The organism is Bradyrhizobium sp. 2S1 (assembly GCF_011516625.5).
GTDB lineage: Bacteria > Pseudomonadota > Alphaproteobacteria > Rhizobiales > Xanthobacteraceae > Bradyrhizobium > Bradyrhizobium septentrionale.
Genome location: NZ_CP147717.1, coordinates 8,881,443 through 8,908,292, shown reverse-complemented (window position 1 = coordinate 8,908,292; position 26,850 = coordinate 8,881,443). Strand labels below are relative to the sequence as shown.

Below are 26,850 nucleotides of genomic sequence, written 5' to 3'. Positions count from 1 at the left end.
CGGTGAACTGACCTAGTACCTACTGTTCTTAAAGCGTGAGTCGTGATTCAAGGTCGGGATGATACCCGAAGCAAGAGAAGTCCACCTTTCGAGGAAAGATCGCAAGGTGCTTGAGGCGTGTTGCCGCTCCCCGGTGACGTTGCAGCGCGATTTGAAGCGGGCGCGGATAGTTCTGTTGGCGGCGGATGGACGCAGCACTCGGTCGATCGCCAAGGAAGTTGGGGTCCAGCCGCGGATTGTCAGCCTTTGGCGGCATCGCTATGCCGACCAAGGCCTTGAAGGGCTGCAAGACAAGCCGCGACCGGGCAAGCAGCCAATCTATACGAAGGCCACCGACAAGCGGATTCTGAAGCTGCTGGACAAGCCGCCGCCGGACGGGTTCGCACGCTGGACCGGGCCCCTGCTGGCCGGGGCGCTGGGCGATGTTGACGTCCAATATGTCTGGCGGTTCCTGCGCAGCCACAAGATTGACCTCGCGGCTCGTAAGTCCTGGTGTGAGAGCAACGACCCGAACTTTACGGCCAAAGCCGCCGATGTTGTCGGCCTCTATGTCGCCCCGCCCGCGAAGGCCATTGTGCTGTGCGTGGACGAGAAGCCCTCGATCCAGGCTTTGGAGCGAGCGCAGGGTTATCTGAAGTTGCCCAATGGCCGCGCCTTGACCGGCCAGAGCCACGATTACAAGCGGCATGGCACCACAACATTGTTTGCGGCGCTCGAAGTCGCCACCGGAAAGATCATCGCGGCGCATTCAAAACGCCGACGCCGCGTCGAGTTTCTCGACTTCATGAACAGCGTCACCGCGGCTTTTCCGAACCGGAAGCTTCACGTCATCCTCGACAACCTCAACACCCACAAGAAGAACGAGCATTGGCTCAAGGCCCACCCCAACGTGCAATTTCATTTCACGCCGACAAGTGCGTCTTGGCTCAATCAGGTCGAGGTATGGTTTTCGATCTTGCAGGGGCAGTCGCTCAGCGGCACCTCCTTCACAAGCCTCACGCAGCTTCAGGAGCACATCGATGCCTACGTCAACGCATACAACGACAGAGCCGAGCCCTTCGTCTGGACCAAGAAAAAGGTCCGTCAACGCCGTTTCAAAGGCCGCCGTATCACTCAGCTCTGATTCTGGGTACTAGCGCAAGCGCGCTGAGGGTAAGGCGGCATCCCTGCAGCCAACGTGACCTGTGCTTGTCGGGCATTAAAGCTCTCCTTTTTGCTGGTTGAGCGGTTTGGTGGAACTTGCAGTGTCTCGCGGCACGACCTTGATCCGTCCCATCATGCCGCCGTCCTCGTGTTCGAGGACGTGACAGTGGTAGGCGAAGATGCCGACGATGCTGGGATCGCGAAAATCCATGCGCAGGCGCACGCTCGGATACTTCAGCATCCGGCCGTTGTAGTAGGGCACATTGACGGTATCGCGCAGGAACGGCTCGTTGACGGCGACGCCGGACCAGTCGAGCAGCTGGAAGTGAAGCTGGTGGATGTGGAAATCATGCAGCTCCATCGAGCGGTTCTCGATGATCCAGTCCTCGACGTCGCCCTGCCGCACGGTGACGTCGGGAATATCAGATTGCGGATCGAACGGCTTCGGCATCTCTCCGTCGAGGGTCATGAAGAACTTGGTCGGGCTGTTCGGGTCGTTCGGGTTCTCCGGCTGCTCGGAAAAGAACAGTTTTCTGACGCGCACCGGTGCGACGTCGCCGACCCACGGTCGATCCGGTTTCCGCAGCGGCTCGACGTGCGCGGGCAGAGCGGCCTGCGGTTCGCTCGCATTGACTGAGGTCGTGACGGCCACGAGCGCGCGGTTGGGGGCGTTCTCGCCGGCGGGCCCGGTGTCGACCGCGCGCGTCACCAGCAAGGCCTGCGCGCCGGCCGGCGGTCCTTCGACGATGAACTCGGCGCGCGCGCCCGGCGGCAGGCCGATATGGTTGACCCATTGCACCGAGGGCGACGGGCTGCCCTCGAACTGTAATGGCACCCCATCGAGCCCGACGATGCCGATCTGCTGCGGCGCGCGGCCGACCAGCAAAGCCAGGTTGAGATAGGTGATCGCGGACGCGTTCAGCACGCGCCACAGCTGCCGCTCGCCCGGCTTCATCGTGAGCCCGGCCGGCGGATAGTTCGGATAGGGCACCGGCACGAAGTTGACGGAGAGATCCTTCGACGGCTTGCCGAATCCGGTGCCGGAATTGGCGACGTCGCCATCATTGTCGAGCTGGCTCTTGGTCATGACCGGCTCGAATTTCGACGGCGGCGCATCCGGATTGACCAGATCCTGGTCGCGGATCACGAGCACGCGCTCGGGGAGGCCGGCCAGCGACGGATCGGCGCGCTCGATGCCTTCGATGATCAGCGCGCCGGAGGCGCCGCCGAGCACCTGGGTCTTGCCGAAACCGTGCAGATGCGGGTGATACCAATAGAGGCCGGGCGGCGCGTCGTCCGGGATGCGCAGGCGATACTCGAACGGCGCATCGTCGGGCTGGATCGAGGTTTTCAGCACGTCATCCTGGTGGCAGACCGGCGGCACGGTCAGCCCGTGGAAGTGCAGATTGGTCGAGATCGGCGTCATCGCGGCGCTCGCGCAAACGTCGGCTTTCGGTCTCGTCGTGCAGATCGGTGCGCCGGCGAGTGGGCGGTCGATCGCAGGCGTTGCCGTGTCGAGGTCGACGAGGTCGTTCTTGAAATGGATGACCAGCTGATCGCCCGGCCTCACGCGCAGCGTCGGCGATGGCTTGCCGTCCGGTGTCAGGTAGCAGTAGCGGCTCGTTCCATCCGGCAGCTTCTGATCGTGGATACTGAGATCGGTTTCGAGCACGCCGTCGCGGCTGCGCAATTCGGCGGGTTCCTCGAGCGCGCTGCCGGGCTCCGGCCGCGCACAAACATCGTGTTGCGTTCGCGGCACGTCCTGCAAGCCCGTCGCACCGAGCCAGGCCGTCATGCCGCTCGCAGCAAGCCCGAGGCAAGCCGCGGCGATGACACAACAAGCTGTCGAAAGTCGTCGTGCCACGCCGCCCTGCCAATACGTCGACATAGGCGCGCAAACGCGCAACCGACGCCATGCGTGACGTCAGTCCACGACTTGCGACCGCAATGGTCGACAGATGCTTCTGTTTGGTGACGGGAAGCTAGCCGCGCGTTGTTGCCGAAATCTGGCAGGTTTTTAACACGCAGATGACAGCTTCTTGCGGCACTTCGACGCAGAACGCGAGCAGGATGTTCAAACTTGCTGAGCGATCAATCGGATGCAGCATTCGCCGACGCAATTGCGGAGAACGCGCGACGCGCCGGCGATCGTCAGATATTTTTTCGGCGGCGCCGATCCTGTCACGTGCCGTCGTGCCGACGGCGGTTTGGTTCCAGCAAACCGCCGCGTGGTTCCGAGCGAGTGCAGTGATCGAGATCAGCGCCTGAACTTCGTCAGAAACAGTCGCAGCGAATCGTGCGGGCTCTCGACATCAGAGATCACCCAGCCGTCGGGACCGTTGACGACGATGAAGTTGAGCGTGACCGCGCGGCCCTCATTGTCGAACGTCACGGTCACATCGGTCCGGTCGAACTGCCTGCGCAGGATTGCGATCGAGATCGGGCCGATCCGCCAGGTCGGACTCTGCACCAGGAAATCGTAGGGTGCGTCGTGCAGGGCGGTCCAGGCGGCGCGCAGGGGGGAATCGAAGAATTGCCGGGCGGTTTCCTCGTCGCGCGGCAGGCCATTGGAAAACGCGGCGCTGCCCCGTCCATAATGGGCGTAGACGTTGCGGATCAGCGATTCCGGTGTGCGGAACCCGGCCTCGGCGCCGGCGGCTCCGAAGGCCACCGCAACGAGCGAAAAACCCGCCAGGATATTGACCCGTCCCATCAGCTTTATTTGCCGGTGACCCTGACATATCTTGCAGGGAAATCCTCCCGAACGAAAGCCTGCCGGCCTGATGCGCGAACTCTTCGACAATGGACCCGAACAATCCCCGCTCGATCCGCAGGAGGCGGTGCGGCGCCACATCCGCAAGCCCCAGCGCAAGCGGTTCTACATCGGCGCCGACGTCACTGACGCCAGTGGCGGATTTGCGATCACGCTCGACGGCAAGCAGATCCGCTCGCCGTCCGGCAAGCCGATCGTGGTGCCGACGCGCGCCATGGCGGACGCGGTCGCGGCAGAATGGAATGCGCAGGGCGAGACCATCGATCCCATGACCATGCCGCTGACGCGGCTTGCCAACAGCGTGATCGAGGGGGTGATCGATCGTGTCGACGAGGTCGCCGATGACGCCGCAAAATTCCTCGGCAGCGACCTGCTGTTCTATCGCGCCGGCTATCCCGATTCCCTGGTGGCGCGCGAGGCCCGGCATTGGGACCCGATCCTGTTCTGGGCCGCTGACACGCTCGGCGCCCATTTCGTGATGGCCGAGGGGGTCATGCATGTCGGCCAGCCCGAGCCCGCGATCAAGGCGGCGCGCGCGGCGTTCCCGGCCGATCCATGGTCGGTCGCGGCGCTCCATGTGGTGACGACGCTGACCGGCTCAGCGCTGCTGGCTCTGGCCTTGGCGCATGGTGCTCGCGACGAGGACCAGGTCTGGGCCGCCGCCCATGTCGACGAGGACTGGAACATCGAGAAATGGGGCGTCGACGAGGAGGTCGCTGCCCGCCGCGCGGCCCGGCAGGTCGATTTCAAGGCCGCCGCCAGCGTCCTGAGGGAGCTCATGCCGGCTGCCGGTTAACGAGGGGTTTACGGCGCCGGGCTAGCCTGCGGCCTGAGCCTGCCGCCTGACCGAGACCTCCGACATGGCACTTGCCATCAATCCCGTGCTGCCGGTGCTTGCCTCGAACGAGGCGGGCAGTGTTGCGCCAGCCCTCACGCTCGAGGCGGGCAGCGTCGTCAATGCGCAGGTCTTGAAGGTGCTGTCGGCCGATCTGGTGCGGATCGCGATTGCGAGCCTGTCGATCGACGTCCAGACCGAGGTGCCGCTGCAGCAGGGCCAGAACCTGCAGCTTGCGGTCTCGCAGACCAGTGACGGCAGCGTTCGCCTGCAACTGGTCGGGCCGGGCGCCGACGCCGGCGATACGGTGCAGATGTCGCCGCGCGCCCAGGGGGCGGCCGATCTCAGCGCCGCGTCCCAGCCCGTCGCCACGGCGCCGAAGGCGGTGCTGACGCCACTCGAGCGCGTCACCATCACCGCAACGGCCCAGAACGCGGCGGCGGTGCAGGGCAGCCAGGCGCCACTATTTGCCAATCTCGCGGCGGTCGCCTCCGCCAATCTGCCGCCAAAGCTTCAGGCCGCGATCGCACAGGTGCTGGCGCAGCAGACCGGCCTCGACGAGAATCTGAGCGGCGATGCCGTGAAGACCGGCTTCCAGAAATCCGGCCTGCTGCTGGAGGCGACGCTTGCTTCGGGCGTTGTGCCCACGAGCGGCAGCGCGCCCGATCTGAAGGCCGCGCTGATCGTGCTGCGCCAGGCGCTGACGTCGGCTGGTGCCGGCGACACCGCCAAGCCTGCATCCACGCCGCTCGAGCGGCCGACGCTTGCCAATGCCGGCACGGCGCCGAGCCTCGTGCCGCCGGCAACGCCCGACCTCGACGTTCAGGAGATACTGCTGCCGCAGGCCCGCGTGCCGGTCGCCGACGATCTCGGCCGCGGCGCCACCGGGCTCGCCGGCGCACTCGCGGATGCGCTCGATGCCGGCCCGTCGTCGGGCGGCGCGCTCAATCTCATTCAGGAAGCGCTGCACGAGCTCGGCAATCCGGCACGGCAGGGCGCTGTGCCGCGGGAGCGCTGCCCGGCGAGGTGCCCGCACGCAGCAACACGCCGCCGCCGCCGTTTCACGGCGCGCTGCCCGCGGCGCAGGCCGTTGCCGAGCCGTCGATTGCGCCGGGCACGCCGATTGCTGCCGCCGCGCATCGCCTGCTGGAAAACACCGACGCGGCACTGGCGCGGCAGACGCTGCTCCAGGTCGCCTCGCTGCCGGATCGCGGCGATGGTCAGCGTCCGCAGCTCGACGCGATGGTGCCGCGCTGGAATTTCGAGATCCCGTTCCTGACCCAGCAGGGCACGGCGATGGCGCAGTTCGAGATTTCCCGCGATGGCGGCGGCAACGAGGTCGAGGCCGCCAAGCTGGTATGGCGGGCGCGCTTCACGCTCGACGTCGAGCCGGCCGGGCCGGTGCACGCGCTGGTCTCGTTGAACGGCGAGCGCACCTCGGTGCGGATGTGGGCCGAGCGTCCCTCGACCGCCGCGCAGCTGCGCGCCGGCGCTTCCGAACTGAGCCAGGCGCTGACCAGGGCCGAGCTCACGCCCGGCGATATCGAGATCCGCGACGGCAGCCCGCCGCAACCCGCGCCCGCGCGCGCCGGCCATTTCCTGGACCGCGCATCATGAGCGACGCCAACAACCAGCTCGCGGTCGCCCTGCATTACGACCACGCCGGCGCACCGCGCGTGGTGGCAAAAGGCAAGGGCGCGATCGGCGCCAAGATCATCGAGGTCGCCAAAGCCAACGATATCCCGATCGAGGAGAACGAGGTCCTGGCCGGTGCGCTTTCCAATGTCGAGTTCGGCGACGAGATTCCGGCCGAGCTCTACAAGGCCGTCGCCGAAGTGCTGGTGTTCGTGCTGCGGCTGTCGGGCCGGGTGCGCTAGCTGCTTTCGAGCGAAGTGGGCCCCGGCCCGCGTGAAGAAAACGCGTCAAACAAGCAAGCCTTATTGCCATCGTTTCACCACGATGGCATCAGCATCGTCGTCAACCCGAACCGGTCCAGGTCCCCTCGTGATCCATCGCCGCCATGCGCTCGGTCTGCTTGCTGCCGCTAGCATCCTGCCGTCGCGCAGTCTCGCCAACGTCTCCTACCAGCGCAGCGAGTTTCGCGAGGATCTGGCAAAGCGCTTCTTCGATCTCGGCACCGAAGGCACCTTCGTCGGCTACAAGATCGACGACTATCTGATCATCGCGAGCGACAAGGTTCGCTCGGGCGAGGGCAAGTTACCGGCCTCGACCTTCAAGATCCCGAACGCGCTGATCGCGCTCGAGACCGGCGTGGTGCAGGACCCTGACAATGACGTCTTCAAGTGGGACGGCACAACGCGCAGCATCGAGGCCTGGAACAGGGACCACACGCTGCGCTCGGCGCTCGCGGTGTCGGCCTTCCCGGTGTTTCAGGAGATCGCCCGCCGGATCGGCGAGGAGCGGATGAAGAAATATCTCGACATTATCGACTACGGCAACCGCGACATCGGCGGCGGCATCGATCAGTTCTGGGTGTCGGGTAATTTGCGGATCGATCCGGTGCAGCAGATCGATTTCCTCGACCGGCTGCGCCGCGGCGTGCTGCCGGTCGGCAAGCGCAGCCAGCAACTGGTGTGCGACGTCCTTCCGGTGACGAAAGTCGGTGACGCCGTCATTCGCGCCAAGACCGGATTGACCGACAAGGAGCACGGCTCGCTCGGCTGGCTGGTCGGCTGGGCCGAGAAGGGCGGTGACGTCACGGTGTTCGCGATGAACATGGACTGCAAGACCCAGGCGCAGATCGACGCGCGGATGAGCGTCACGCAGCAATGCCTCACCGATATCGTCGCGTTGTGACGGGCTGATCTGCGTGCGTCGCGGCTGGCAGGCGCATCACTGCTCGACTAGCATGCCTCCGTCAAAAGCAAGAACCGGAGGAAATCATGCAATCAGCAACCGTCTGGCTGTCGTCGCTCACGCTGGCCGCGGCCGGCGGCTGGCTCGCGGCCACGATGTTCTCGGCACCCGCCACCAGCAAGGAGCCGCGCTTCCCGCAGCTCACCATGGAGCAGCTCAACGACCTGCAAAAGCCGCTCGGCGAGCAGATCATGAAGGTGTCGAGCGTCGGCATCGGCGGCCCCTACAATCCGATCATCCGCAGCCCGGTGCTCGGCCAGCGCCTCTACGATCTCTTTTATTACCCGCGCTGGCAGACCTCGGTGCCGACCAGGCTGAACGAGTTCGCGATCCTGATCATCGGCCGCCAGTGGCGCTCGCAGGTCGAATGGTTCGCGCATGCGCCGCTCGCGGCCAAGGCAGGTCTGTCGGCGGACGTGATAGCCGACCTGAAGGCCGGCAACCGGCCGTCGAAAATGGCCGAGGACGAGGCCGTCGTGTACGATTTCGTCACCGAGCTGACCACGACCAAGAAGGTCTCCGACGAGACCTATGCGCGGGCAAAGAAGCTGTTCAACGACCAGCAGATCGTCGATCTCACCGCGCTCGCCGGCAACTACGTGATGGTCGCGATGATCCTGGCGATGGCCGAGGAGACCGTGCCCCCGGACAAGGAGGAGCCGTTCAAGGTCGGCGAGAAGTAGGGCGCGGCGCTGCTTCACCTCGCCCCGCTTGCGGGGAGAGGTCGGAACGCATCGTGAGATGCGTTCCGGGTGAGGGGGAGTCTCCGCGAACGCAGCTGTCACCGTATACGCGGATACGGCCCCTCACCCTAACCCTCTCCCCGTAAGCACGGGGCGAGGGAACGCAGTGCCGTCGCGGTATTCAACCTAATCTCATCGCGCTCTACCGCCCGATCGCCCGCTGCAAGGCCGGCATCAGCCTGGGGTCGCGGCATTGCGCGACGTTGAAGCGCATGAAGGCGGCAGCTGTCTGCGAGGCGCTGAACACGTTGCCGGGCGCCAGCACGACATTGTCGTCGGCGAGCGCTGCGCGCGCCACGTCGGCGGAGTCGCGGCCGTCGGGCAACTCGCACCACAGATAGAAGCCGCCGCGCGGCATCAGCCAGGGCTCGATGCCGATGCGCTGCAGCTTGTCGCCGACGTCGCGGCGGGTGCGGGCGAGGCGCCTTCGCAGCTCCTCGACATGCTTGCGGTAGAAGCCGCTCGACAGCACGCTCGCGATGATTTCGGTTGCGACCGCGCTCGGGCCGCCAAAACCGGTCGCGACCTGGAGGTCGACGAGATCCTCGATCCAGTCCGGCCGAGCGGCGATGAAGCCGCAGCGCACCGAGGCCGACAGCGTCTTGGAGAAGCTGCCGATCCGGATCACGCGGTTGAGCCCGTCGAGTGCAGCGAGCCGCGCCGACGGCTCCGGCTCGAAATCGGCGAAGATATCGTCCTCGACGATCGTGAGATCATGGGCCGCCGCGGCGTTCAGCACGCGATGCGCGGTTTGCGGCGACAGCGTCGCGCCGGATTGTGCAGCGCCGAGTTGGTGACATAGAGCCGCGGCCGCTCGGCGGCCAGCACCGCCTCGAAGCTTGCGACGTCGGGCCCTGACGCGGTGTAGGGCACGCTGACGATTTTCACCTGATGCGCGCGCAGCAGCGCGCGGAAATTGAAGTAGCAGGGATCGTCGACCAGCACGGTGTCGCCGGGCCGGAGCAGGAAGCGGCACACCAAATCGATTGCCTGGGTGCCGGACGCGGTGAGCAGGAGCTGCTCGGGCGGCACCTCGAGGCCCTCATCGGCGAACCGTGCCATCAGGAGACGGCGCAGCGCGAGTGAGCCGCGGGTCGCGCCATAATCGGCAAGCACGGCGTCGTCGGCGCGTGCCAGGCCGCGCAGCGCGCGTCGCAGCGCTTCGGTCGGCATCCACTCGGCTGGCAGCCAGCCGCAGCCCGGCTTCAGCGCGCCGTCTTCGGCATCGAGCGATTGCCGCGACACCCAGAACGGATCGACGGCGCGGTCGCGCTGCGGCTGGTCTTTTGCGAGAGCGAGCGGGGGCAGTGCGGTTGAGGAGACATAGAAGCCGGAGCCGGGCCGCGGGCGGATCAGGCCCTCGGCCACCAGCCGGTCATAGGCCTCGACGACGGTGGAGGGCGAGACGCCCATGGTGGCGGCAAGGCCGCGGACCGAGGGCAGGCGGTCGTCTGCCACCAGCGCCCGGCTCGCCACCCTGGCGCGGATCGCGTTCATCACCTCGGTGGTCCGCGTCGCCTTCGGCGGATCGGATTGCGGCGCATCGGATGGCTGTTGCAAGTGTATGCCTACCTTCATCCCTACAGTTTTGCGATATTGTACTGATCTGTAGCTGCCTTGGCGAGCCCCCGACCGCTATGGTCGCGGTGAAGTACAAATGAGAGTCGGTTGGATCGATGCAGCACCAGCCTCGCTGCACCTCTCCCGCTTGCGGGGGAGGTCGCATCGCATCGAAGATGCGATGCGGGTGGGGGCTCTCTCCACACGAAGAGTCTTCCCGTGGAGATACCCCCACCCCAACCCTCCCCCCTTGCGGGCAGGGCTGTCCGGGGAATGATTCACTGTGTCGCGGTGCATGCTCGGCAAAACCGAGGCAAATCGGTCTTTTCTGGTTGTCGAGACACAGAAGGCCGAGCATGCGATTTCGCGATAGCATTTTTAGCCCGTCCTATTCGTGAGAGTGCGTTTTTTTAGTCCGATTGATGTGGCCGCACATCTGCTCTGACGAGGCGCGCGGGATTGCCTTCGGCTTTTCACCGCCTGACGACCCGTACTTTGCAACGCGCTTGAGGGATGGGGTGGGCGAACGGGGGGCGGACGCCCCGCCGGTCAAGGACCGAGCGGCAGCAGCGCGCCTGGCAAGCCGCGGATCAGGTCGGCTTCGGGACATGCCGCGGCAAACGCAAGGCGAATGCGGCTCGTGGTCTCGACGACACGGGCAGCGAGTTTCAAGAGACGAAGACGCAGCGTCGCGAACTCGGCTGTGGCCAATTCCCGGGCTTTGGGAATCGCGTCGCGCACGGTCAGCATCAGCCAATAAGCGGCGGTGTGGAGAACGAGGCGGACTTGATTGGCGAGCGCCGAACGGCAGCTGGTGCGATCGGAGGCGAGCTGTGTCTTATGCAGCTTGATCAGATTCTCGGCTTGGCCGCGCGCGCAATACAGGCTGTCGTAGATCCACTCGGCCGAGCCGACATCGAGGCTGGTGACGACGAAACGGATGTCGAGGCCGAGCATCGTCGCCTCAATACGGGCGACGGTACGCCGTTCGCGATCCCAGGACTTGGCCTTGTGGCGCGTCTCGGTATAGCCACGCAGAACCGGCAGGTTCTCGATGGCGCGTCGCGTGCGGATGTCGTCGGCGGCCTCGTCGACTTTTCTGGCGAGCGGCTTGGTGCCGGACAGACCGAAGATGTAGTCGATGCCGTTGGTCTCGCACCACGTCATGGCCTCCGGCCGAGCATAGTGCCCGTCGCCACGGAACGTAATTCGCGTGTTGTGCCACCGCGTCCGGATATGCCGTATCAGGCGGCGCAGATGGGCACGCACCTCGACGCCGCCCGGCGTCTTGCCGGGCCGCAGCACGACCGCCACGGGCCGGCTCTTCTCCGTGTCGTAGACGTGGATCGGCAGGAAGCAGCGTTCGTCATAATGAGCGTTGAACAGCGAGAGCTGCTGATGGCCGTGGACGACATCGCAGGTATCATCGATGTCGAGCGTGACGGATGCCGGCTCGCGCGGGTAGCTATCCATCCATGCGTCGACCAAAGTGTAGGTCAGTCGGATCACGTCGCGCAGGCGCGGAGCATTCTCCAGCCGCGACAGCGTCGGTTGGGAACACAGATCGCGACCCGTGTCCGGCAGCCGTCCGCAGGCCAGCTTGAATGCGGGATCGGACCGCAGATGATCGAGGTCGTCGGCGTCCTCGTAGCCGCAGCAGATCGCGAACATGCGCGCGCGGAACATATCGACAAGGCTGTGCACGACCCGCGTCGGATCGCGCCGATCCGGGAACACCCGGGCCAAATTGTCGGCCAAGCCGAGACGCCGCTCGGCCATCGCCAGAAGCATCACGCCCCCGTTCGAGGTCAGCCGACCGCCATCGAAGGCAGCTGTGACTTTCTTGGCGTGAACGGCTGGAAACGAGAAGGGCAGAATCGTATCATCGGTCATGGCGGGCCTGGTGTTCGCGGCTGAAGGTGATGGGGTTGGCTTTGCAACCGAATCCTACGCCGCATCAGCGCTTTACACCACGCTCGCCAGCCTCTCAGGCGCACTCTGACGAATAAGACGGGTTAGTAGGCTGCTTGAACCGATCAATCGGCGGCAGTTTCAGACGGCTGTGGATCGTCTGGACGGGGATGCCTACGACAAGTCGTTCAAGAGCTGGGATCACCTGGTAGCGCTGATCTATGCGCAGTTGAGCGGGAACAACAGCCTGCGCGCCGTGGTGACCGGCTTCAACGCCAATCCTCAGCATCACTATCATCTGGGCACCGGCAGGTTGTCCCGCTCGACGCTGTCGGATGCCAATACCCGCCGCCCGTCCAGCATTTTTGCGCAAACCTTTGCACGATTGTCGGCGATGGCAAGCCGGCAGTTGCGGGGCGAAGGCAAGGAGATGGTGCGCCTGATCGACGCCAGTCCGATCCCGCTTGGCAAAGTTTGCACCTGGGCGGTGTGGAACGGCCGCATCCGCGGCATGAAGCTGCACGTGGTCTACGATCCCAAGGGCGATATCCCGAAGTGCGTCGAGGTGACGGCTGCCAACGTCAACGATATCGAGATCGGTCGCCAGACTCCGATCCAGGCCGGCACAACCTACGTGTTCGACAAGGGATATTGCCGTTTCGACTGGTGGCAGAAGATCAATGATAGCAAGGCTTTCTTCGTGACCCGGCCGAAGACGAGCATCCGGCTACGCGCGGTCAGGCATCGCACCATCCGCAACAGCAAGGGGGACGGCTTCAGGATCATCGTCGACGACGAGGTGAAGCTCACCAGTAAGGGCGACTCGCGTTTGCCGATACCGCTGCGGCGCATCAAGGTCAGGCGGGAGAACGGCGGCGTGATCACGCTTCTCACCAACGATACGACCCGAACGGCCGTCGAGATCGCCGCCCTCTACAAGAGCCGGTGGCAGATCGAACTGCTGTTCCGCTGGATCAAGCAGCACCTCGACATCCGCAAGTTCCTCGGCACCAACGACAATGCAATCCGCCTGCAAGTGCTTGCTGCGATGATTGCCTACCTACTGTTGCGCATTGCCGCGCGGACCAACTGCATCAAAATGCTGCCGCTCAGGCTCGCCGAACTCGTCAGCCAGTTCCTGTTCACCCGGCGAGCCTTCGCCAGCATCGACAAGCCTCCGCCAATCAACCCTAGGAGCCCGTCCAGATATGTTTTCGTGACGGGCATTTGTTGTAGAGTAGCAGGCTCAGGCTGCGTTTGCGAGGTTGAACAGCTTGAGGAGGTTATGGACGGTGCAGATCATTGTCCACTCGGCGCGCACTTTCTCGATGCCCAGCAACAGGAACTGGCGGAAGCCTCTTGCCTGTTTGATCTGCCCGAACACCGGCTCCACCACTTGCTTTCGCAATCGGTAGGGTGTTTCGAAGCCGCCATCGTCGATCTTCTTTCGCATGGCCTGTGTCAGCGGGCCGCCGACTTTTCCGTTCGCTACTGTCGGGTGCTTGGCGCGTCCGGGCGCGACATAGCCATCGATGCTGCGTGTGTCGAGCGCTTCGAGATTGGCTTCGCTGCAGTAGCCGGAATCCGCTGAGGCCTGCCGCGGCTTGCGGCCAAGATTGCTCTCGATGGCCTCGATCAGGGGCACCAACTGGCCCTGATCGCTGCCGTGCTGGGTCAGTTCTTGCGCGACAATGATCTGGGCATGTGCATCGACGGCCGCCTGGGCATTATAGGCCTGAACGAAGCCATCCTTCGACTTCATGATGCGGCTTTCCGGATCGGTGAAGTTGCGTTGCGCCTTGGGATTGGGTTCCTCCGATGGCAGCGCCGCCGGTTTGCCCGGCTTCTTGCGGCCTTCGGCCTGGCGCTGCTGTTCCTTTTCGGCCTCGATGCGGCGCTCTTCCTCCGCCGCCAGTTTGGCGTCCGCTTCCAGCGCCGCCATCGCTTGCTGGATCTTCGCCAGCCGTTTCTGCTTGTCGACGGTCCAGTCCGGCAGTTCGTCGCTGTTGCCGAAAGTCTCATCCTCCGAGGCATCCGCCGCCTCGGCGGCCGCCAGCATGCGAGCGACCTCGGCCTTCAATTCCGCCTCGCGCTTCTTCATGCGCTCATAACTCATCGCCTTGTGTTTCGACGCGTTCGCCTTGATCTTCGTACCATCCAGCGCGACATGACCGAGCTTGACCAGCCCGGCCGTCTCGCACAACTTCAGAACCTGCACGAATAGCGCGCCGAGCGCCTTCAAATGTCGCTTGCGAAAGTCGCTGATCGTCCGAAAATCCGGCGCATCCAGCGCCACGATCATCACAAAATCGTTCCGCTCCCGGCAGGCCTTGGCAATCCGACGCGACGAATACAGCCCACTCGCATAGCTATGCAGCAGCAGCGCCACCATCATCCGCGGATCAAACGGCGGCTGCCCAAGCCCGCTCACATAGCTGCCCATGATCTCCCTGAGATCGAGGCTCTCCCGCACCAGATCAACCATAAACCGCGAGACATGGCCTTTCGGCACGAAGTCCTGCACATTCGGCGGCAGAAGCAGCGTCTGATCGATGTTCCAAGGCCGAAAATACTTGCTCATCGCCCAATGTTGAATCAGACCCGACCAGATTTGAACAGCGACTATCCAGACAAGCTCCTAGCCGCCGCAAATGCAGAACGCCCCTCAACCAGATGGAACTCTGCTATGGTTGAATTTCCCCGGACAGCCCTGCCGCAAGCGGGAGAGGGGGCGCACTGATGCTCGCGGTTCGACCCTATCTCGCAATGCGCGAAAGCAAGGTGCGATGGACAAGGCTTCGATCGATGGCTGGGGCAGCGGCTTGCTCGGCGTGATTATCTTCAGCGGCTCGCTGCCGGCCACCCGCGTCGCCGTGGCCGGGTTCTCGCCGCTGTTCCTGACTTCGGCGCGGGCGGCGATTGCGGCGCTGCTCGGCGCCGCGCTGCTCGCGGTGCTGCGGCAGCCCTGGCCGCAACGCAAGGACCTGGTGTCGCTCGTGATCGTCGCGCTCGGCGTCGTGATCGGCTTTCCGCTGCTGACCGCGCTGGCGCTCCAGCACATCACCTCGGCGCATTCGATCGTGTTCATCGGACTGTTGCCGCTGTCGACCGCCGTATTCGCTGTGCTGCGCGGCGGCGAGCGGCCGAAGCCGCTGTTCTGGCTGTTCTCCTGCATCGGCAGCGCGACGGTCGCCGCCTTCGCCTTGTCGGGCGACGGAGCGGCGTCACTGACCGGCGATCTCCTGATGGTCGCGGCGATCGTCGTCTGCGGCCTCGGCTATGCCGAAGGCGCGGCGCTGTCGCGCCGGCTCGGCGGCTGGCAGGTGATCTCCTGGGCGCTGGTGCTATCCGCGCCGGTGGTGCTGCTGATGACGATCATGACGCTGCCGCCGAATTGGGACGGCATCGGCGCGGCGGCCTGGCTCGGGCTCGCCTATGTCTCGATCTTCAGCATGCTGGTCGGCTTCGTGTTCTGGTATCGCGGGCTCGCGATCGGTGGCATCGCCAGCGTCGGCCAGTTGCAATTGCTGCAGCCGTTCTTCGGCCTCGCGCTGGCCGGGCTGTTGCTGCACGAGCCGGTCGCCTGGTCGATGATAACAGCAACCATGCTCGTCGTGGTCTGCGTGGTGTTCGCGCGCCGGTTCGCGTGAGTGCGGCCAGACACGCTAGCTCAGCTTGAACAGCGCCTGCAGGAAATCGCTGACCGCCTTGCGCGCTTGAAGCGCGGTGGTTGGGTTGCCGCCGACATGCGGACCTAGCTCGACGCAGGAATCCTCGTAGCTGAACGGCGCCGCTGTCGCCGCGTTGATCAGCACGCCGCCTTCGCCTTCCTTGATGGTGCAGTGGCGCACGGTCTGCGAACCCGTCGACTCCACCACGGTGTTGCTGCCGATCAGGCCGGCGTCGAAGCCATGCGCGGAGTCAGGATATTCGGTCAGCACCACATCGTGCTCGGCCTCCTTGAGCCGCGCGACGTAGGCCTTGCAGCTCGCAACCGGGTTATAGTCGTCGGGCGTGCCGTGAAAAATCCGGATCGGCCGCGCGGCGACCGCGGTGTCGGTCAGAAAGCTCGTCGAGCAATCCGGATAGAACGGAATATAGGCCGCGAACTGCACGCCGGACTTGTTCCAGAGCTTGTTGAAGCGATCGAGGCTTGCGTAGAGCGTGGCCTGGCCGCCGCGCGAAAATCCCATCAGCACGATGCGCTCGGGATCGACCCGCGGATGCCTGGTGAGGATATCCAGCGAATGATAGATGTCGACGATCAGATTGAGCCGGCCGAGCAGGGCCTGGTTCGGCCCGGTGGCGGTGAGGCCGCGGCCGGAGAAGCCGTCGATCACGAAGGTCGAGATGCCCATGGCGTTGAAGTGGCGCACCCAGGCGTCCATCCCGGCGCCGACGCCGCTCGAACCATGCATCAGCACCACGACCGGCAGCCGGCCACTTCCCTGCGCGATCCGGAATTCGCCGCCGACGGTAACCGGCTTGCCGTTGCTGTCGCCGGTCAGGAATTGCTGGTCGGAGATGGTCAGCGAGGGGATGCTGTAGATCTCGGTGCGCGCCGCGATCTCCTTCGAGATTTGCTGGGCGCTGGTCTCGATGCAGGTGAACAGCACGGCGCAGCAAAACAGGATCGCGGTCGCGGCCAAGCGCCAGTCTGTCAGCATCTGATCACCCGATATGGTCGTGGATGACGGCAAATAGACCGATCGGGAGGCAGGCTGTCAAATGACACGGGATGGCGCCTGACGGACGGCGTGGCTTCCGCTCGCCCAGGCCCGGCGATGACGACGCAGGCGCAAGCATCCGGCCCGGAGGCCTCACAACACAACGCCGTCCGCTTGAAATATCCGCGGGCGGCGTTGGTCCTAGCCCCAGGAAGGGAGGTGCAAAATCCCTGGCAGTTATAGGTCTGCCTGCCCCGGCAAAGGTTCAGGCAAAATCGCTTGCCGGGGACGTCATCGCTTCAGCTCCCCCCGGATATACCGCCCTATTGCGCTTTGCCGATCCGTCCGAGGTGGGTGGTGCCAAACCCGACAGAATATTTCAGCCCGTAGCCGAGCGCGCGGTCGATCCCGATATGGGCGAGCCAGATCATGGCGATCGACAGCACCAGCGGCCCTTCGCCGGCAAAGCCCAGTGTCATCAGCGCAACCGGCGCCAGATAGGTGTGGGCGGCGTTGTAGACGATGGCGCCGACGCGAGGGCCGGCGAGATAGGCGGCGAAGCTCAAGTCCGGCACCAGGAACAGCAGGACATAGACCAGCCAGGACCCTTCCCATTTGTAATAGAGCACGGTCATCCCGACGAACAGCACCAGGCCCTCCAGCCGGAGCAGGGTGCGCACCCCGCCGGTTGCCGCACCGGTCTCGGCCGCGGTCGTATCAGTCATCGCCATCTCCCCAGACATCGGAAAATCCTACCGTTTTTGCGCCCGATACCGCCCACAAGCGGCTTTCCGGTTCCGAAATTGCCGTGCTAAAGCCATTTCCGAACGAAGCGGGACCCCGGCTGGCGCCGGGACGCGGACTGTAGCTAACACGGGCGGAAACAAATGAAAGACATCCTCGACACCCTCGAAGAGCGGCGCGCCGGCGCCAAATTGGGCGGCGGCGAAAAGCGCATCGAGGCGCAGCACGCCCGCGGCAAGCTGACCGCCCGCGAGCGGATCGAGCTTCTGCTCGACAAGGGCTCGTTCGAGGAATTTGACATGTTCGTCGAGCACCGCTCGACCGAGTTCGGCATGGAGAAGACCAAGGTTCCCGGCGACGGCGTCGTCACCGGCTGGGGCACGGTCAACGGCCGCAAGACTTTTGTGTTCGCCAAGGATTTTACGGTGTTCGGCGGCTCGCTGTCGGAAACCCATGCGCTGAAGATCACCAAGCTCCAGGACATGGCGATGAAGGCGAGGGCGTCGATCATCGGCCTCTATGACGCCGGCGGCGCCCGCATCCAGGAGGGCGTCGCTGCCCTGGCGGGCTATTCGTATGTGTTCCGCCGCAACGTCATCGCCTCGGGCGTGATCCCGCAGATCTCCGTCATCATGGGGCCCTGCGCCGGCGGCGACGTCTATTCGCCAGCGATGACCGACTTCATCTTCATGGTGAAGAACACCAGCTACATGTTCGTCACCGGCCCCGACGTGGTGAAGACCGTCACCAACGAGGTGGTCACGGCCGAGGAGCTCGGCGGCGCCTCGGTGCACGCCACGCGCTCCTCGATCGCCGACGGCGCGTTCGAGAACGACGTCGATGCGCTCTTGCAGATGCGCCGGCTGATCGACTTCCTGCCGTCGAACAACAGTGACGGCGTGCCGGAATGGCCGAGTTTTGACGATATCGGCCGGGTCGACATGTCCCTGGACACGCTGATCCCCGACAATCCGAACAAGCCCTACGACATGAAGGAATTGATCCTCAAGGTCGTCGATGAGGGGGATTTCTTCGAGATCTCGGAGACCTTCGCCCGGAACATCGTCACCGGCTTCGGCCGCATCGCCGGCCGCACCGTGGGCTTCGTCGCCAACCAGCCGATGGTGCTGGCGGGTGTGCTCGACAGCGATGCCTCACGCAAGGCCGCGCGCTTCGTGCGGTTCTGCGATGCCTTCAACATCCCGATCGTCACCTTCGTCGACGTGCCGGGCTTCCTGCCCGGAACCGCGCAGGAATATGGCGGCCTGATCAAGCACGGCGCCAAGCTGCTGTTCGCCTATTCGCAGTGCACGGTGCCGCTCGTCACCATCATCACCCGCAAGGCCTATGGCGGCGCCTTCGACGTCATGGCCTCGAAGGAGATCGGCGCCGACATGAACTACGCGTGGCCGACCGCGCAGATCGCGGTGATGGGCGCCAAGGGCGCGGTGGAGATCATCTTCCGCAGTGACATCGGCGACCCCGACAAGATCGCAGCCCGAACGAAGGAATACGAAGACCGTTTCCTGTCGCCCTTCATCGCCGCCGAGCGCGGCTACATCGACGACGTCATCATGCCGCATTCGACCCGCCGCCGGATCGCCCGCGCACTGGCGATGCTCAGGGATAAGAAGGTCGAGATCCCCGCGAAGAAGCACGACAATCTGCCGTTGTGACAAGAGCGTAGGGTGGGTTAGCGAAGCGTAACCCACCATCTTCGCTCCGCACGATCCGCGGCGGGTTACGGCTTCGCCTAACCCGCCCTACAGGTTTCAGTCTGATGACCGAAGACGATCCGACCGACGAGATTTCAGAGATCGAGGCGCGGATCGAGGAGCTTGCCGAGAGCGCCGAACGATCGCGGCGGATCATTCTTGGCTCGAAGATTGCGATATCAGGCGGGTTTGCGTTGCTGCTCATCGCGCTGCTTGGCCTGTTCGGAGCCGGACAGACCGCAGCGCTCGGATCGATTGCGCTGGTGCTCGGCGGCATCGTGTCGCTTGGATCGAATGTCAGCACGTTGCGGCAGACCGAGGCCGCGATCAGTACCGCCGAGGCGCGCCGCGCGCGTCTGATCGGCGGGATCGACCTGCGCCTGGTTCACGACGCGCCGCTGAAGCTGATGTGATTCATCGAGCCCGCATATTGCTGGTTGTTTCTGTTCTGCTCTCGCCAAAGCTGAATGTCAGCGGGGTCGAACCATTTCTCCTCTCGCCGCGACAAAGGGGATCGATGGCGTGGCGAGGGATTTTCATGACAAGATGGTTTGGTGCGGCGGCGATGTTGCTCATCGCCGGGCCGGCGTGCGCGGCTGACGTTGCGACATGCACGCTCGGTGCCGACAAGAGGACGGTCACGGTGACCGCCAGCAATCCCTATTCGAAGGTGATGGCCTGTGAGGTGAATTGCGATATGGCAATCCCCGGCGGCATCGCCACCGTGGTCTGCGTCAAGCCGGTGCCGGTGGGTGCGAAGGATTTCGTGATGTGCAGCGAGGTCGCCAAAGGCGACCGGGTCTACACGCGGGTGAAGGAGACCGAGGCGAATTGTCCGGATCCTTCGGCGCCGCCTGCCGGCAGCAAGGCCGAGAGCAAGGAAAAGGACGATGACGACGATGATGACGCCAAGGCCGATGAGAGGATGCAGAAGCTGATCAAGCAGGGCCAGGATTTCATCCAGCAGCAGAAGCGGAAATAGCAGGCGTAGCAGGGATGAGCCAGCGGGTCGCACGAATGCGCGCCCGATGACTCATGCGGGCTACTCGGATAAGCCGGGGTGTCCGTCGCGCGCGCCTCTTCCTAATGCGACGTCAGCGGCACGTAGTCGTACTCGCCGACGCCTTGCAGGATCAAGAACGTCAGCGACGTCGTGCCGCCGTTGGTGACGAGGTGAGGGCGGGTCGGCTTCACGGCGTAGACCTCGCCTACCTTCAGGTTCACCTCCTCCTTCGGCTCCTGCAGGAACAGCCGCATCTTTCCCGCCAGCACGTAGAACGTGTCGGAGATGTTGCTGTGGGTGTGCCACGGCACCTTCTGGGTCGGCGAGAGCTGCAGCTCGGTGATGCGGAAGCCGGGGCGGGCGGCGTGCTGGGCGCGGCGCTCGACTTCGTAGAGGTGGCTGGCATCCGTGATCGGTTGTCCTGACTTCATGGCGGCCTCCCGGAGATGGTCTTGTGCCGCGATGCTAGTCCCGTTCGGCGGAGCGCGAAACCGGCGGAATGGGCATGACGGGCAGGACGCGATAGCGTGCGTCGATGCGCAGCAGGGATGCGTAGGGCTGGTTAGCGCAAGCGTAACCCGCCGTCTTCATTCCGCGCGAGCAGTGGCGGGTTACGGCTTCGCCTAACCCGCACTACAAAAATCTGGAGGAACCAATGCCCGCAGCCTATTTCGTCGTTCGCGCCACCGTCACCGATGCGGCCAGGCGTCCGGCCTTCGACGCCTGGTATTCGCGCGAGCATCTGCCCGATGCGATGAAATCGTTCGGCGCAGAGCGGGCGTGGCGATGCTGGAGTCTCAGCGATCCATCGCTGCATCAGGCGACCTATCAGTTCGCCGACCAGGCGGCGCTGGAGCGCGCGATCAACAGCGATGACATGAAGCGGCTGGTCGCCGACTTCAACCGCGACTGGCCGGAGGTGACGCGCACGCGCGATCTCCTCGTGCTCGCGGAGGAGACGACGGCGTGATGATTGTGTGACGTCACAACGTCGCGAACACAGCTGCGATGCATCGGGTTCCGTGAAAGCTGAACGCGCGGTTCAGCGAGCGTTCAGGCCGCGGCGAAAAAACTGGCTGACGCAGTTGGTCCAACGCAGCAACAAAGGGAAACTCTCATGGAACGCCGGGATTTTCTGAAGATGGCCTTCGGTGTCGCCGCCGGTGCGGTGACGTTCGCAGCGACCGCGCAGGCCGCGCCGCTTCCGCTCAATCACGACGCACGCGCGCCGGCCGCTGGTGATGCGCATCCGGCCGTCACCACGGGCGACGAGGTCAGCCGCATGAAGCCCGAGCAAGTGCGCTGGCATCACCGCCACTGGGGTTGGCGTCACCGGCACTGGCACCACAGGCATTGGGGCTGGCGCCGCCGCCATTGGCGCAGGCATCACTGGCGTCATCATCACTGGCGCCGCTGGTGACATTGACTTGATGTCAAAGAAAAACCCCGCGCGAGGCGGGGTTTTGTTTGCGCAGGTGTGCCGCGATCAGATCGGGCGGCAGCGGCCGTAGCGCCAGGCAAAGCCGTAGGGGCAGGCGCGGACGCGCGGCGCGACCACGACCGGGCCAGGCGCGACGACGACGGGGCGCTCAACCACGACCGCGCCCGGAACGACGACAACGCCACGATTTCTGACGCAGCCGCCATAGGGGCCGCGGTGCCAGCCCGGGCCGCAACCACCGGCAGCATCAGCGGCGCTGATGCCGGCGAATGCGGTCGTCACCAAAACTGCTGCTGCAAAAAGATACTTCATGTCTTCTCCTTTTTAATTGGGCCGCGCTGCGGCACCGCAACAAACTTTTACTTACCGATTCGCCCGGCCGGATCATTGCAGAAGCCGTGCCCGATGTCGCCGACCTTAATGTTGCGGACTGAATGCGACATGAATGTTGCAGCTCACGGCTGCGTCAGCGCGCCGCAAGCACGTTCAGCATCAATTTGAAATATTTCGCAGGCGCGAAGGCGATGCGCGTAAGCGGCGAGGGCGCGAGATTGCCGCGGGGCGCGCATGCCGCTCGAATGCGCGATGCTACTCGCCCGCGCCGAACAGCGCGGCGAACCGCTTCTCGCCGTTTCGCGAAAAATTGACCACGCGGCTGCCCGGCGCGGCATCCCGCGCGGCCCATTTCAGCTCCGTGAAGCGGTCCATCATCGCGGCGCCCAGCGTACCGGCGAGGTGGTGCCGCCGCTCGCTCCAGTCGAGGCAGGCCTTGCACACCGGACGGCGCGGATGCGTCAGCGCATCGGCGTCGATCTGTAGCTCCTCCGCCATGAAGCGCTTGCCTTCGCCGGTGAGCTCGATTGCCTGCTTGCTCTGGCGCACCAGCTTCTGCCGTCTCATGCTGTCGAGCATCTGCACGCCGAGATCGCCGGCGAGATGGTCGTAGCAGATGCGGGCGCGGCGCAGCGCCGGATCCTTCGGCCCGGTGCGCACCCGCATATGGCCGGCGCGGGCGGCGATGCCCTGTAGGCCTTCGAGCACGTCGGCGACGTCGGGATCAGAGAGCCGATAGTAGCGGTGGCGCCCTTGCTTCTCCGGCTCGATCAGCCCGCCAGCCTCGAGCTTGGCGAGATGCGAGCTCGCGGTCTGCGGCGTGATGCCGGCTTCCTGCGCGAGCTCGCTCGCGGTCAGCGCGCGGCCGGTCATCAGCGCGGTCAGCATGTTGCAGCGTGCGGGATCGCCGACCAAAGCGGCGATCCGGGAGATGTCGGGTCCTGCTTTCATAGTTCGATGATAGCCGAAGCATTAGTGTCGGGCAAGCGGGTAGTGTCGGCGTCGGAAGCAGGCTCGTCTTGCGCTCGCAATGACGGACAAATCAGGAGGCCGCCAATGACCATCACCGTCTTCATCCGCTACCAGCTCGATCCGTTCAAGCGCGCGATGTTCGAGGAATATTCGAAGAACTGGCTCTCGATCATTCCGCGCTGCGGCGGCGACCTGCTCGGCTATTGGATGCCGCAGGAGGGCACCAACAACATCGGCTTCGCGCTGATCTCGTTCGAAAGCCTCGCCGCCTACGAGGCCTATCGCGCGCGGCTGCGCCAGGACAGCGAGGGCATGGCGAACTTCCGCTTCGCGGAGGAAAATCGCTTCATCCTCGCGGAGGAGCGGACATTTCTGCGCAAGGTCGAGGCTTAGCCATTGCGCTTCACCGAGCACACTGGCGTGTTGCCATGCGCGTGCCTATCTCTGCGCGGCCAACGATATCAGGGAGCGACCCATGCCACTGCCAACTGCTGACAAACGCGCCGCCTTCAGGAAGCTGCACGAGAGCGGATGCTTCATCATCCCGAACCCGTTCGATGTCGGCAGCGCCCGCGCATTGCAACATCTCGGCTTCAAGGCGCTGGCGTCGACCAGCGCGGGTTTTGCCTGGACCATCGCCAAGGCCGACAACCGCGTCACCGTCGACGACGTCTGCGATCATCTGACCGCGGTGTGCGCGGCGGTCGATATTCCGGTCAACGCGAATTTCGAGGGCGGCTTTGCGGTCGAGCCCGACAAGGTCGCCGTCAACGTCGCGCGCGGCGTCAAGACCGGCGTCGCCGGGCTGTCGATCGAGGATTCCACGGGAGACGCCGCCAACCCGCTGTTCGCGCACAAGCTCGCGGTCGAGCGCATCAGAGCGGCGCGCAAGGCCATCGATGCCGACAACAGTGGCGTGCTGCTCACCGGCCGCTGCGAGGCGTTCCTGTGGGGCAAGCAGGACCTCAATCTGGTGATCGAGCGGCTGCAGGCCTATTCCGATGCCGGCGCCGACGTGCTCTATGCGCCGGGCATCAAGACCAGAGAGGAGATCTCCGCGGTCGTGAAGGCCGTAGCGCCGAAGCCGGTCAATCTCCTGATCGGCGGCCCATCCGAGCTGACGCTGCAAGCGGTCGCCGACCTCGGCGTGCGCCGGATCAGCGTCGGCGGCGCGCTGGCGCGGATGGCCTGGACCGGCGTCATGAAGGCGGCGAAGGAAATGGCCGAGAAGGGCACCTTCACCGAATTCGCCAACGGCTATCCCGGCGGCGAGCTCAACAAGATGTTCAAGTAGCCGTCACAAAAAAGCAGCGGGCCGTTTCGGCCCGCTGCTCGCGCCTGGTCAGTGTCGTCACTCGTTACTTCGCATTCTCGGCCGGCGGGGCGGCCGGCTTGTTCATGTCAGACTTGTTCATGTCAGATGGCGGGTTGGCTGGTGCCGCAGGGCTGGCCGGCGCCGCGCCCGTGGTCATGCCGGGCTGGCTGTTCGACTTCGGCGTCACGTCGCGCATACCCGGAGGCGGCGCGGCCGGATTGACCGACTGGGTCTGCGCGGTCTGCGTCGACGGCGTCGTGCCGGCCTCGTGCACCGACGTGTTGTTCAACCCGTAGAACAGCGCGCCGAGCACCACGGCCACCGCAACTGCGAACATCGCGACCTTGGTGCTGCTGGCCGGTCCGTCCTGGAGTTCCGGATCCGGCTGCAGCTCGTTGTCCAGGCTGTTGAGGCGCGCCTGACGGCGGATTTCGTCATCGGTCAGGTTGGCGCGATACGGATCGTCAGGTTGGTAAGCCATTTCAAGGTTCCTCCGTTTGCCCCCCAAGGCTAAACGCAAAGGCTGGACGCTAAGACTAAACGCACGGGACAATCGCTGGCGCGTGAGGATGTTCCGCGCCAATGTTGCAACCCGTTCATGATGGAACCGCCGATTCCAGGTTCCGAACCTGTTCCATGAGGCCTTTTCAATGTGGACCATGCCGCCCACCGATTCGGTGCTGCACATCCTCTCGTTCATTGCGGTAGCGGCGCAGTCGATGACGGCGGCGCTAGCGGCCGGCAGACGCAGCATGGATTGGGCCGGCGTCTGCATGCTCGGCGCGATCACCGCACTCGGCGGCGGCACATCCGCGACGTGCTGCTCGGGCATTATCCGCTGCTCTGGGTCGCGCATCCGATCTACCTCGCGATCGCGGCGGCGGGCGCTTTCGCCACCATCCTGCTGGCGCGGCTGGTGCATAGGCTCAATCTCGCCTTCCTCGTGCTCGATGCGATCGGGCTCGTGGTGTTCACCATGGCCGGCTGCGACATCGCCTGGCAGGTCGAGGCTTCGCTGCCGATCGTGATCGTCTCCGGCATGATCACCGGCTGCGCCGGCGGCGTGCTGCGCGACATCCTCTGCAACGAGGTGCCGCTGCTGTTCCGCAGCGAGCTCTACGCCAGCGTATCCGTGGTGACGGGGCTGTTCTATGCGACGGCCTTCGGCCTGCATCTCAACGACCAGATCTGGACCGTGCTGACCTTCGCCCTCGGCCTGACCTTCCGGATGCTGGCGATCCGCTACAAATGGGAGATGCCGAAATTCGTGTTTCGCGGCGAGGAGCGGTGAGGGGATTCTCGCGCCCCGGATGCAGCGCAGCGCGCTCGCGGTGCGCTGCTGAGCCGGGGCCCATGTCAGCCGCGGAGCCAGGTGGGTCCCGGTTCTGCGGAGCAGTGCTTCGCGCCGCACCGCGCCCGGGACACGACACCTATTTCGTCCGCGCCTTGGCGACTTCGTCGGCCGTCACAGACGGCGCCGCGTTGCCCCAGGCATTGCGGATATAGGTCGCAACGTCGGCGACCTCCTGGTCGGTCAGCTTCGGATAGGCCGGCATCGAGCCTGCGTTCGGCGCGCGCGGCGTCGTCACGGTCTGGGCGCCATCGAGGATGATGCGCAGCGTGCTCGCCGGATTGGCCGATTGCAGATTGGCGTTGCCGGGCAGCGGCGGATAAATCCGCGGCGCGCCCGAGCCGTCAAGCTCATGGCAGGCGATGCAGGCGCCGCGATAGATCCGCTCGCCATTGCTCATCTGCGCAGGCGAGGGCGGGGTGACCGCAGGCTCCGGTGCGCCGGCCGGCAGGCTCTTCAGATAGACAGCGATCGCGCGCACATCGGCGTCACTCATCTTCGAGGTCGAATTGACCACCACCTCGGACATCAGGGGGCCGGCATGGCTGTGTCCGTTGCGGCCGCTCTGCAGATATTCGGCGATGTCACAAGCGTTCCAGGATTTCAGCCCGCTGCGTTCAGCGCCATCGAGCCGTGGCGCGAACATGCCCTGAACCATGCTGCCGCCGAACGCCTGGTCGCGTCGGTCGGCGCCGAACGCATTCTTCGGCGTATGGCAGGCGCCGCAATGCGCGAGGGCCTCGACAAGATAACGGCCGCGATTCCATTCCGTGCCCTTGCTCTGGTCCGGCTGGATGATGCCGGACGTGAAGAACAGGGCATTCCACGCCCGCATCAGCCCGCGATAGTTCAGCGGCCAGCGCAGCTCCGGCGGCGGCGCCTTGTTGCTGACCGGCGCCAGCGTCGCGAGATAGGCGCGGATCGCCAGAATGTCGTCGCGGATCAGCTTTGTGAAAGAGGGGTAGGGGAAGGCGGGATAATAATGCGTCCCGCCCGGCGAGACGCCGCTGCGCAGCGCGCGGAGGAAATCGTCGTCGCTCCAGCCGCCGATACCGGTATCGCGGTCGGGGGTCAAGTTCGGCGAGAACACCGCGCCGAATGGCGTGTCGATCCGCTTGCCGCCGGCAAAGGGCTTGGCCGGATCGGTAGTGTGGCAACTCGCGCAATCGCCGGCGATCGTGAGCGCCTTGCCGCGGGCGATGATGTCGTCGGTGGCTTGAGCGGCGCATTCGCGGGCCGCGAACGCACCGCACAACAGCACAACGGCCAGAATCGCACCCGTCGCTCGATGTCGTCGCCGCATCCAATCACCTTCCGGTCCACAAGACGCGTTACGCCATTTCGCCACGGGCCTGTCCTGCGACAGAAACCGAAACGGCGCTCCGATATTCCCGGCACTAAGTTGCGATTTTTGGGCGACCGGCTTGCTCGCCCAGAATTGTGCTGCGCAGGCGAGAAAATCCGACA

The 26,850-nt window shown here is 64.8% G+C and carries 24 protein-coding genes and 4 pseudogenes; 16 read left to right on the top strand and 12 right to left on the bottom strand.

Annotation, left to right across the window (positions count from 1 at the left end; genetic code table 11):
• The first annotated feature begins 58 nt into the window (after positions 1–58).
• Positions 59–1,123, top strand: a complete 1,065-nt coding sequence (locus HAP54_RS42560; RefSeq protein ID WP_166204319.1) for an IS630 family transposase — start codon at positions 59–61, stop codon at positions 1,121–1,123.
• Positions 1,124–1,198: 75 nt separating this feature from the next.
• Here the strand turns inward: HAP54_RS42560 and HAP54_RS42555 are convergent, their stop codons facing one another.
• A complete protein-coding gene (locus HAP54_RS42555; RefSeq protein ID WP_210297463.1) occupies positions 1,199–3,007 on the bottom strand; it encodes a multicopper oxidase family protein in 1,809 nt (602 codons plus the stop codon).
• A 393-nt stretch (positions 3,008–3,400) separates the two neighbouring features.
• Positions 3,401–3,856, bottom strand: coding sequence for a hypothetical protein (locus HAP54_RS42550; protein ID WP_166297326.1), 456 nt, complete (start codon positions 3,854–3,856; stop codon positions 3,401–3,403).
• A gap of 70 nt (positions 3,857–3,926) precedes the next feature.
• Here HAP54_RS42550 and HAP54_RS42545 point away from each other — a divergent pair, with 70 nt between their 5' ends.
• The 5 genes and pseudogenes from HAP54_RS42545 (at position 3,927) to HAP54_RS42525 (ending at position 8,311) form a co-directional block, all read left to right on the top strand.
• The gene (locus tag HAP54_RS42545; protein ID WP_166297324.1) at positions 3,927–4,712 is read left to right on the top strand and encodes an ATP12 family chaperone protein; all 786 of its coding nucleotides are present in this window, start codon (positions 3,927–3,929) and stop codon (positions 4,710–4,712) included.
• 64 nt (positions 4,713–4,776) lie between these two features.
• Positions 4,777–6,368, top strand: a pseudogene (locus HAP54_RS42540) (flagellar hook-length control protein FliK).
• Positions 6,365–6,628: an EscU/YscU/HrcU family type III secretion system export apparatus switch protein gene (locus HAP54_RS42535; RefSeq protein ID WP_166297322.1), complete on the top strand. Its 264-nt coding sequence runs from the start codon at positions 6,365–6,367 to the stop codon at positions 6,626–6,628. The pseudogene HAP54_RS42540 and the gene HAP54_RS42535 overlap by 4 nt, the downstream one beginning before the upstream one ends.
• A 127-nt stretch (positions 6,629–6,755) precedes the next feature.
• Positions 6,756–7,568 (top strand): class D beta-lactamase, encoded by an 813-nt coding sequence (blaOXA, locus tag HAP54_RS42530; RefSeq protein ID WP_166297320.1) that lies wholly within the window; start codon positions 6,756–6,758, stop codon positions 7,566–7,568.
• An 86-nt stretch (positions 7,569–7,654) separates the two neighbouring features.
• A complete protein-coding gene (locus HAP54_RS42525) occupies positions 7,655–8,311 on the top strand; it encodes a carboxymuconolactone decarboxylase family protein (RefSeq protein WP_166297318.1) in 657 nt (218 codons plus the stop codon).
• Between the two features lie 202 nt (positions 8,312–8,513).
• Here the strand turns inward: HAP54_RS42525 and HAP54_RS42520 are convergent.
• Together HAP54_RS42520 and HAP54_RS42515 are read right to left on the bottom strand one after the other, a co-directional pair.
• Positions 8,514–9,868: pseudogene (locus HAP54_RS42520) on the bottom strand (PLP-dependent aminotransferase family protein).
• Positions 9,869–10,480: 612 nt separating this feature from the next.
• Positions 10,481–11,824 (bottom strand): IS1380-like element ISBdi2 family transposase, encoded by a 1,344-nt coding sequence (locus HAP54_RS42515; RefSeq protein ID WP_166296351.1) that lies wholly within the window; start codon positions 11,822–11,824, stop codon positions 10,481–10,483.
• Positions 11,825–11,936: 112 nt separating this feature from the next.
• On the opposite strand from HAP54_RS42515, the pseudogene HAP54_RS42510 reads away from it, so the two are divergent.
• Positions 11,937–13,043 (top strand): annotated as a pseudogene (locus HAP54_RS42510) (IS4 family transposase); the annotation flags it as partial.
• Between the two features lie 45 nt (positions 13,044–13,088).
• Here the strand turns inward: HAP54_RS42510 and HAP54_RS42505 are convergent.
• Complete coding sequence (locus HAP54_RS42505; RefSeq protein WP_166297316.1) at positions 13,089–14,423, bottom strand: IS1182 family transposase; 1,335 nt, start codon at positions 14,421–14,423, stop codon at positions 13,089–13,091.
• 205 nt (positions 14,424–14,628) lie between these two features.
• Between HAP54_RS42505 and HAP54_RS42500 the strand changes: the two genes are divergently transcribed.
• Positions 14,629–15,492: a DMT family transporter gene (locus HAP54_RS42500; RefSeq protein ID WP_166297314.1), complete on the top strand. Its 864-nt coding sequence runs from the start codon at positions 14,629–14,631 to the stop codon at positions 15,490–15,492.
• A 15-nt stretch (positions 15,493–15,507) separates the two neighbouring features.
• Here the strand turns inward: HAP54_RS42500 and HAP54_RS42495 are convergent, their stop codons facing one another.
• Both HAP54_RS42495 and HAP54_RS42490 read right to left on the bottom strand, forming a co-directional pair.
• On the bottom strand, positions 15,508–16,509 hold the full coding sequence (locus HAP54_RS42495) for a dienelactone hydrolase family protein (RefSeq protein WP_166297312.1): 1,002 nt from the start codon (positions 16,507–16,509) through the stop codon (positions 15,508–15,510).
• Between the two features lie 323 nt (positions 16,510–16,832).
• Positions 16,833–17,234 carry a DUF4260 domain-containing protein gene (locus HAP54_RS42490; RefSeq protein ID WP_166297310.1) on the bottom strand — a complete coding sequence of 134 codons (402 nt, stop codon included), beginning with the start codon at positions 17,232–17,234 and terminating at the stop codon, positions 16,833–16,835.
• A 162-nt stretch (positions 17,235–17,396) separates the two neighbouring features.
• Between HAP54_RS42490 and HAP54_RS42485 the strand changes: the two genes are divergently transcribed.
• The 3 genes from HAP54_RS42485 to HAP54_RS42475 all read left to right on the top strand — a co-directional run bounded on the left by HAP54_RS42485 (position 17,397) and on the right by HAP54_RS42475 (position 19,950).
• Positions 17,397–18,929 carry an acyl-CoA carboxylase subunit beta gene (locus tag HAP54_RS42485; protein ID WP_166297308.1) on the top strand — a complete coding sequence of 511 codons (1,533 nt, stop codon included), beginning with the start codon at positions 17,397–17,399 and terminating at the stop codon, positions 18,927–18,929.
• A gap of 104 nt (positions 18,930–19,033) precedes the next feature.
• Positions 19,034–19,381 carry a hypothetical protein gene (locus tag HAP54_RS42480; protein ID WP_166297306.1) on the top strand — a complete coding sequence of 116 codons (348 nt, stop codon included), beginning with the start codon at positions 19,034–19,036 and terminating at the stop codon, positions 19,379–19,381.
• Between the two features lie 125 nt (positions 19,382–19,506).
• Positions 19,507–19,950 carry a hypothetical protein gene (locus HAP54_RS42475; RefSeq protein WP_166297304.1) on the top strand — a complete coding sequence of 148 codons (444 nt, stop codon included), beginning with the start codon at positions 19,507–19,509 and terminating at the stop codon, positions 19,948–19,950.
• Positions 19,951–20,051: 101 nt separating this feature from the next.
• On the opposite strand, the gene HAP54_RS42470 is transcribed toward HAP54_RS42475, so the two are convergent.
• On the bottom strand, positions 20,052–20,402 hold the full coding sequence (locus HAP54_RS42470; RefSeq protein WP_166297302.1) for a cupin domain-containing protein: 351 nt from the start codon (positions 20,400–20,402) through the stop codon (positions 20,052–20,054).
• 224 nt (positions 20,403–20,626) lie between these two features.
• Here HAP54_RS42470 and HAP54_RS42465 point away from each other — a divergent pair, with 224 nt between their 5' ends.
• Both HAP54_RS42465 and HAP54_RS42460 read left to right on the top strand, forming a co-directional pair.
• Entirely contained in the window at positions 20,627–20,941 is a 315-nt protein-coding gene (locus HAP54_RS42465; RefSeq protein WP_166297300.1) for a hypothetical protein, read from the top strand.
• Positions 20,942–21,088: 147 nt separating this feature from the next.
• Complete coding sequence (locus HAP54_RS42460; protein WP_166297298.1) at positions 21,089–21,391, top strand: twin-arginine translocation signal domain-containing protein; 303 nt, start codon at positions 21,089–21,091, stop codon at positions 21,389–21,391.
• Positions 21,392–21,457: 66 nt separating this feature from the next.
• Here HAP54_RS42460 and HAP54_RS42455 read toward each other — a convergent pair whose 3' ends face one another.
• Both HAP54_RS42455 and HAP54_RS42450 read right to left on the bottom strand, forming a co-directional pair.
• Entirely contained in the window at positions 21,458–21,724 is a 267-nt protein-coding gene (locus HAP54_RS42455) for a GCG_CRPN prefix-to-repeats domain-containing protein (RefSeq protein WP_166297296.1), read from the bottom strand.
• 276 nt (positions 21,725–22,000) lie between these two features.
• Positions 22,001–22,696 carry an ArsR/SmtB family transcription factor gene (locus HAP54_RS42450; protein ID WP_050402286.1) on the bottom strand — a complete coding sequence of 232 codons (696 nt, stop codon included), beginning with the start codon at positions 22,694–22,696 and terminating at the stop codon, positions 22,001–22,003.
• A 105-nt stretch (positions 22,697–22,801) separates the two neighbouring features.
• On the opposite strand from HAP54_RS42450, the gene HAP54_RS42445 reads away from it, so the two are divergent.
• Complete coding sequence (locus HAP54_RS42445; protein WP_166297294.1) at positions 22,802–23,110, top strand: NIPSNAP family protein; 309 nt, start codon at positions 22,802–22,804, stop codon at positions 23,108–23,110.
• Between the two features lie 82 nt (positions 23,111–23,192).
• Complete coding sequence (locus HAP54_RS42440) at positions 23,193–24,011, top strand: isocitrate lyase/PEP mutase family protein (protein WP_166297292.1); 819 nt, start codon at positions 23,193–23,195, stop codon at positions 24,009–24,011.
• Positions 24,012–24,075: 64 nt separating this feature from the next.
• Here HAP54_RS42440 and HAP54_RS42435 read toward each other — a convergent pair whose 3' ends face one another.
• A complete protein-coding gene (locus tag HAP54_RS42435; protein WP_166297290.1) occupies positions 24,076–24,513 on the bottom strand; it encodes a hypothetical protein in 438 nt (145 codons plus the stop codon).
• A gap of 169 nt (positions 24,514–24,682) precedes the next feature.
• On the opposite strand from HAP54_RS42435, the pseudogene HAP54_RS42430 reads away from it, so the two are divergent.
• Positions 24,683–25,323: pseudogene (locus tag HAP54_RS42430) on the top strand (trimeric intracellular cation channel family protein).
• Between the two features lie 139 nt (positions 25,324–25,462).
• Here HAP54_RS42430 and HAP54_RS42425 read toward each other — a convergent pair.
• On the bottom strand, positions 25,463–26,686 hold the full coding sequence (locus HAP54_RS42425) for a cytochrome c (protein WP_166297288.1): 1,224 nt from the start codon (positions 26,684–26,686) through the stop codon (positions 25,463–25,465).
• Between the last annotated feature and the right edge of the window lie 164 nt (positions 26,687–26,850).

Excerpts from the sequence above, each read along its gene's own strand:
- HAP54_RS42560 (WP_166204319.1), top strand. The coding sequence starts at position 59 with ATGATACCCGAAGCAAGAGAAGTCCACCTTTCGAGGAAAGATCGCAAG.
- HAP54_RS42550 (WP_166297326.1), bottom strand. The coding sequence starts at position 3,856 with ATGGGACGGGTCAATATCCTGGCGGGTTTTTCGCTCGTTGCGGTGGCC.
- HAP54_RS42545 (WP_166297324.1), top strand. The coding sequence starts at position 3,927 with ATGCGCGAACTCTTCGACAATGGACCCGAACAATCCCCGCTCGATCCG.
- HAP54_RS42535 (WP_166297322.1), top strand. The coding sequence starts at position 6,365 with ATGAGCGACGCCAACAACCAGCTCGCGGTCGCCCTGCATTACGACCAC.
- HAP54_RS42525 (WP_166297318.1), top strand. The coding sequence starts at position 7,655 with ATGCAATCAGCAACCGTCTGGCTGTCGTCGCTCACGCTGGCCGCGGCC.
- HAP54_RS42515 (WP_166296351.1), bottom strand. The coding sequence starts at position 11,824 with ATGACCGATGATACGATTCTGCCCTTCTCGTTTCCAGCCGTTCACGCC.
- HAP54_RS42505 (WP_166297316.1), bottom strand. The coding sequence starts at position 14,423 with ATGAGCAAGTATTTTCGGCCTTGGAACATCGATCAGACGCTGCTTCTG.
- HAP54_RS42500 (WP_166297314.1), top strand. The coding sequence starts at position 14,629 with ATGGACAAGGCTTCGATCGATGGCTGGGGCAGCGGCTTGCTCGGCGTG.
- HAP54_RS42495 (WP_166297312.1), bottom strand. The coding sequence starts at position 16,509 with ATGCTGACAGACTGGCGCTTGGCCGCGACCGCGATCCTGTTTTGCTGC.
- HAP54_RS42490 (WP_166297310.1), bottom strand. The coding sequence starts at position 17,234 with ATGACTGATACGACCGCGGCCGAGACCGGTGCGGCAACCGGCGGGGTG.
- HAP54_RS42485 (WP_166297308.1), top strand. The coding sequence starts at position 17,397 with ATGAAAGACATCCTCGACACCCTCGAAGAGCGGCGCGCCGGCGCCAAA.
- HAP54_RS42480 (WP_166297306.1), top strand. The coding sequence starts at position 19,034 with ATGACCGAAGACGATCCGACCGACGAGATTTCAGAGATCGAGGCGCGG.
- HAP54_RS42475 (WP_166297304.1), top strand. The coding sequence starts at position 19,507 with ATGACAAGATGGTTTGGTGCGGCGGCGATGTTGCTCATCGCCGGGCCG.
- HAP54_RS42470 (WP_166297302.1), bottom strand. The coding sequence starts at position 20,402 with ATGAAGTCAGGACAACCGATCACGGATGCCAGCCACCTCTACGAAGTC.
- HAP54_RS42465 (WP_166297300.1), top strand. The coding sequence starts at position 20,627 with ATGCCCGCAGCCTATTTCGTCGTTCGCGCCACCGTCACCGATGCGGCC.
- HAP54_RS42460 (WP_166297298.1), top strand. The coding sequence starts at position 21,089 with ATGGAACGCCGGGATTTTCTGAAGATGGCCTTCGGTGTCGCCGCCGGT.
- HAP54_RS42455 (WP_166297296.1), bottom strand. The coding sequence starts at position 21,724 with ATGAAGTATCTTTTTGCAGCAGCAGTTTTGGTGACGACCGCATTCGCC.
- HAP54_RS42450 (WP_050402286.1), bottom strand. The coding sequence starts at position 22,696 with ATGAAAGCAGGACCCGACATCTCCCGGATCGCCGCTTTGGTCGGCGAT.
- HAP54_RS42445 (WP_166297294.1), top strand. The coding sequence starts at position 22,802 with ATGACCATCACCGTCTTCATCCGCTACCAGCTCGATCCGTTCAAGCGC.
- HAP54_RS42440 (WP_166297292.1), top strand. The coding sequence starts at position 23,193 with ATGCCACTGCCAACTGCTGACAAACGCGCCGCCTTCAGGAAGCTGCAC.
- HAP54_RS42435 (WP_166297290.1), bottom strand. The coding sequence starts at position 24,513 with ATGGCTTACCAACCTGACGATCCGTATCGCGCCAACCTGACCGATGAC.
- HAP54_RS42425 (WP_166297288.1), bottom strand. The coding sequence starts at position 26,686 with ATGCGGCGACGACATCGAGCGACGGGTGCGATTCTGGCCGTTGTGCTG.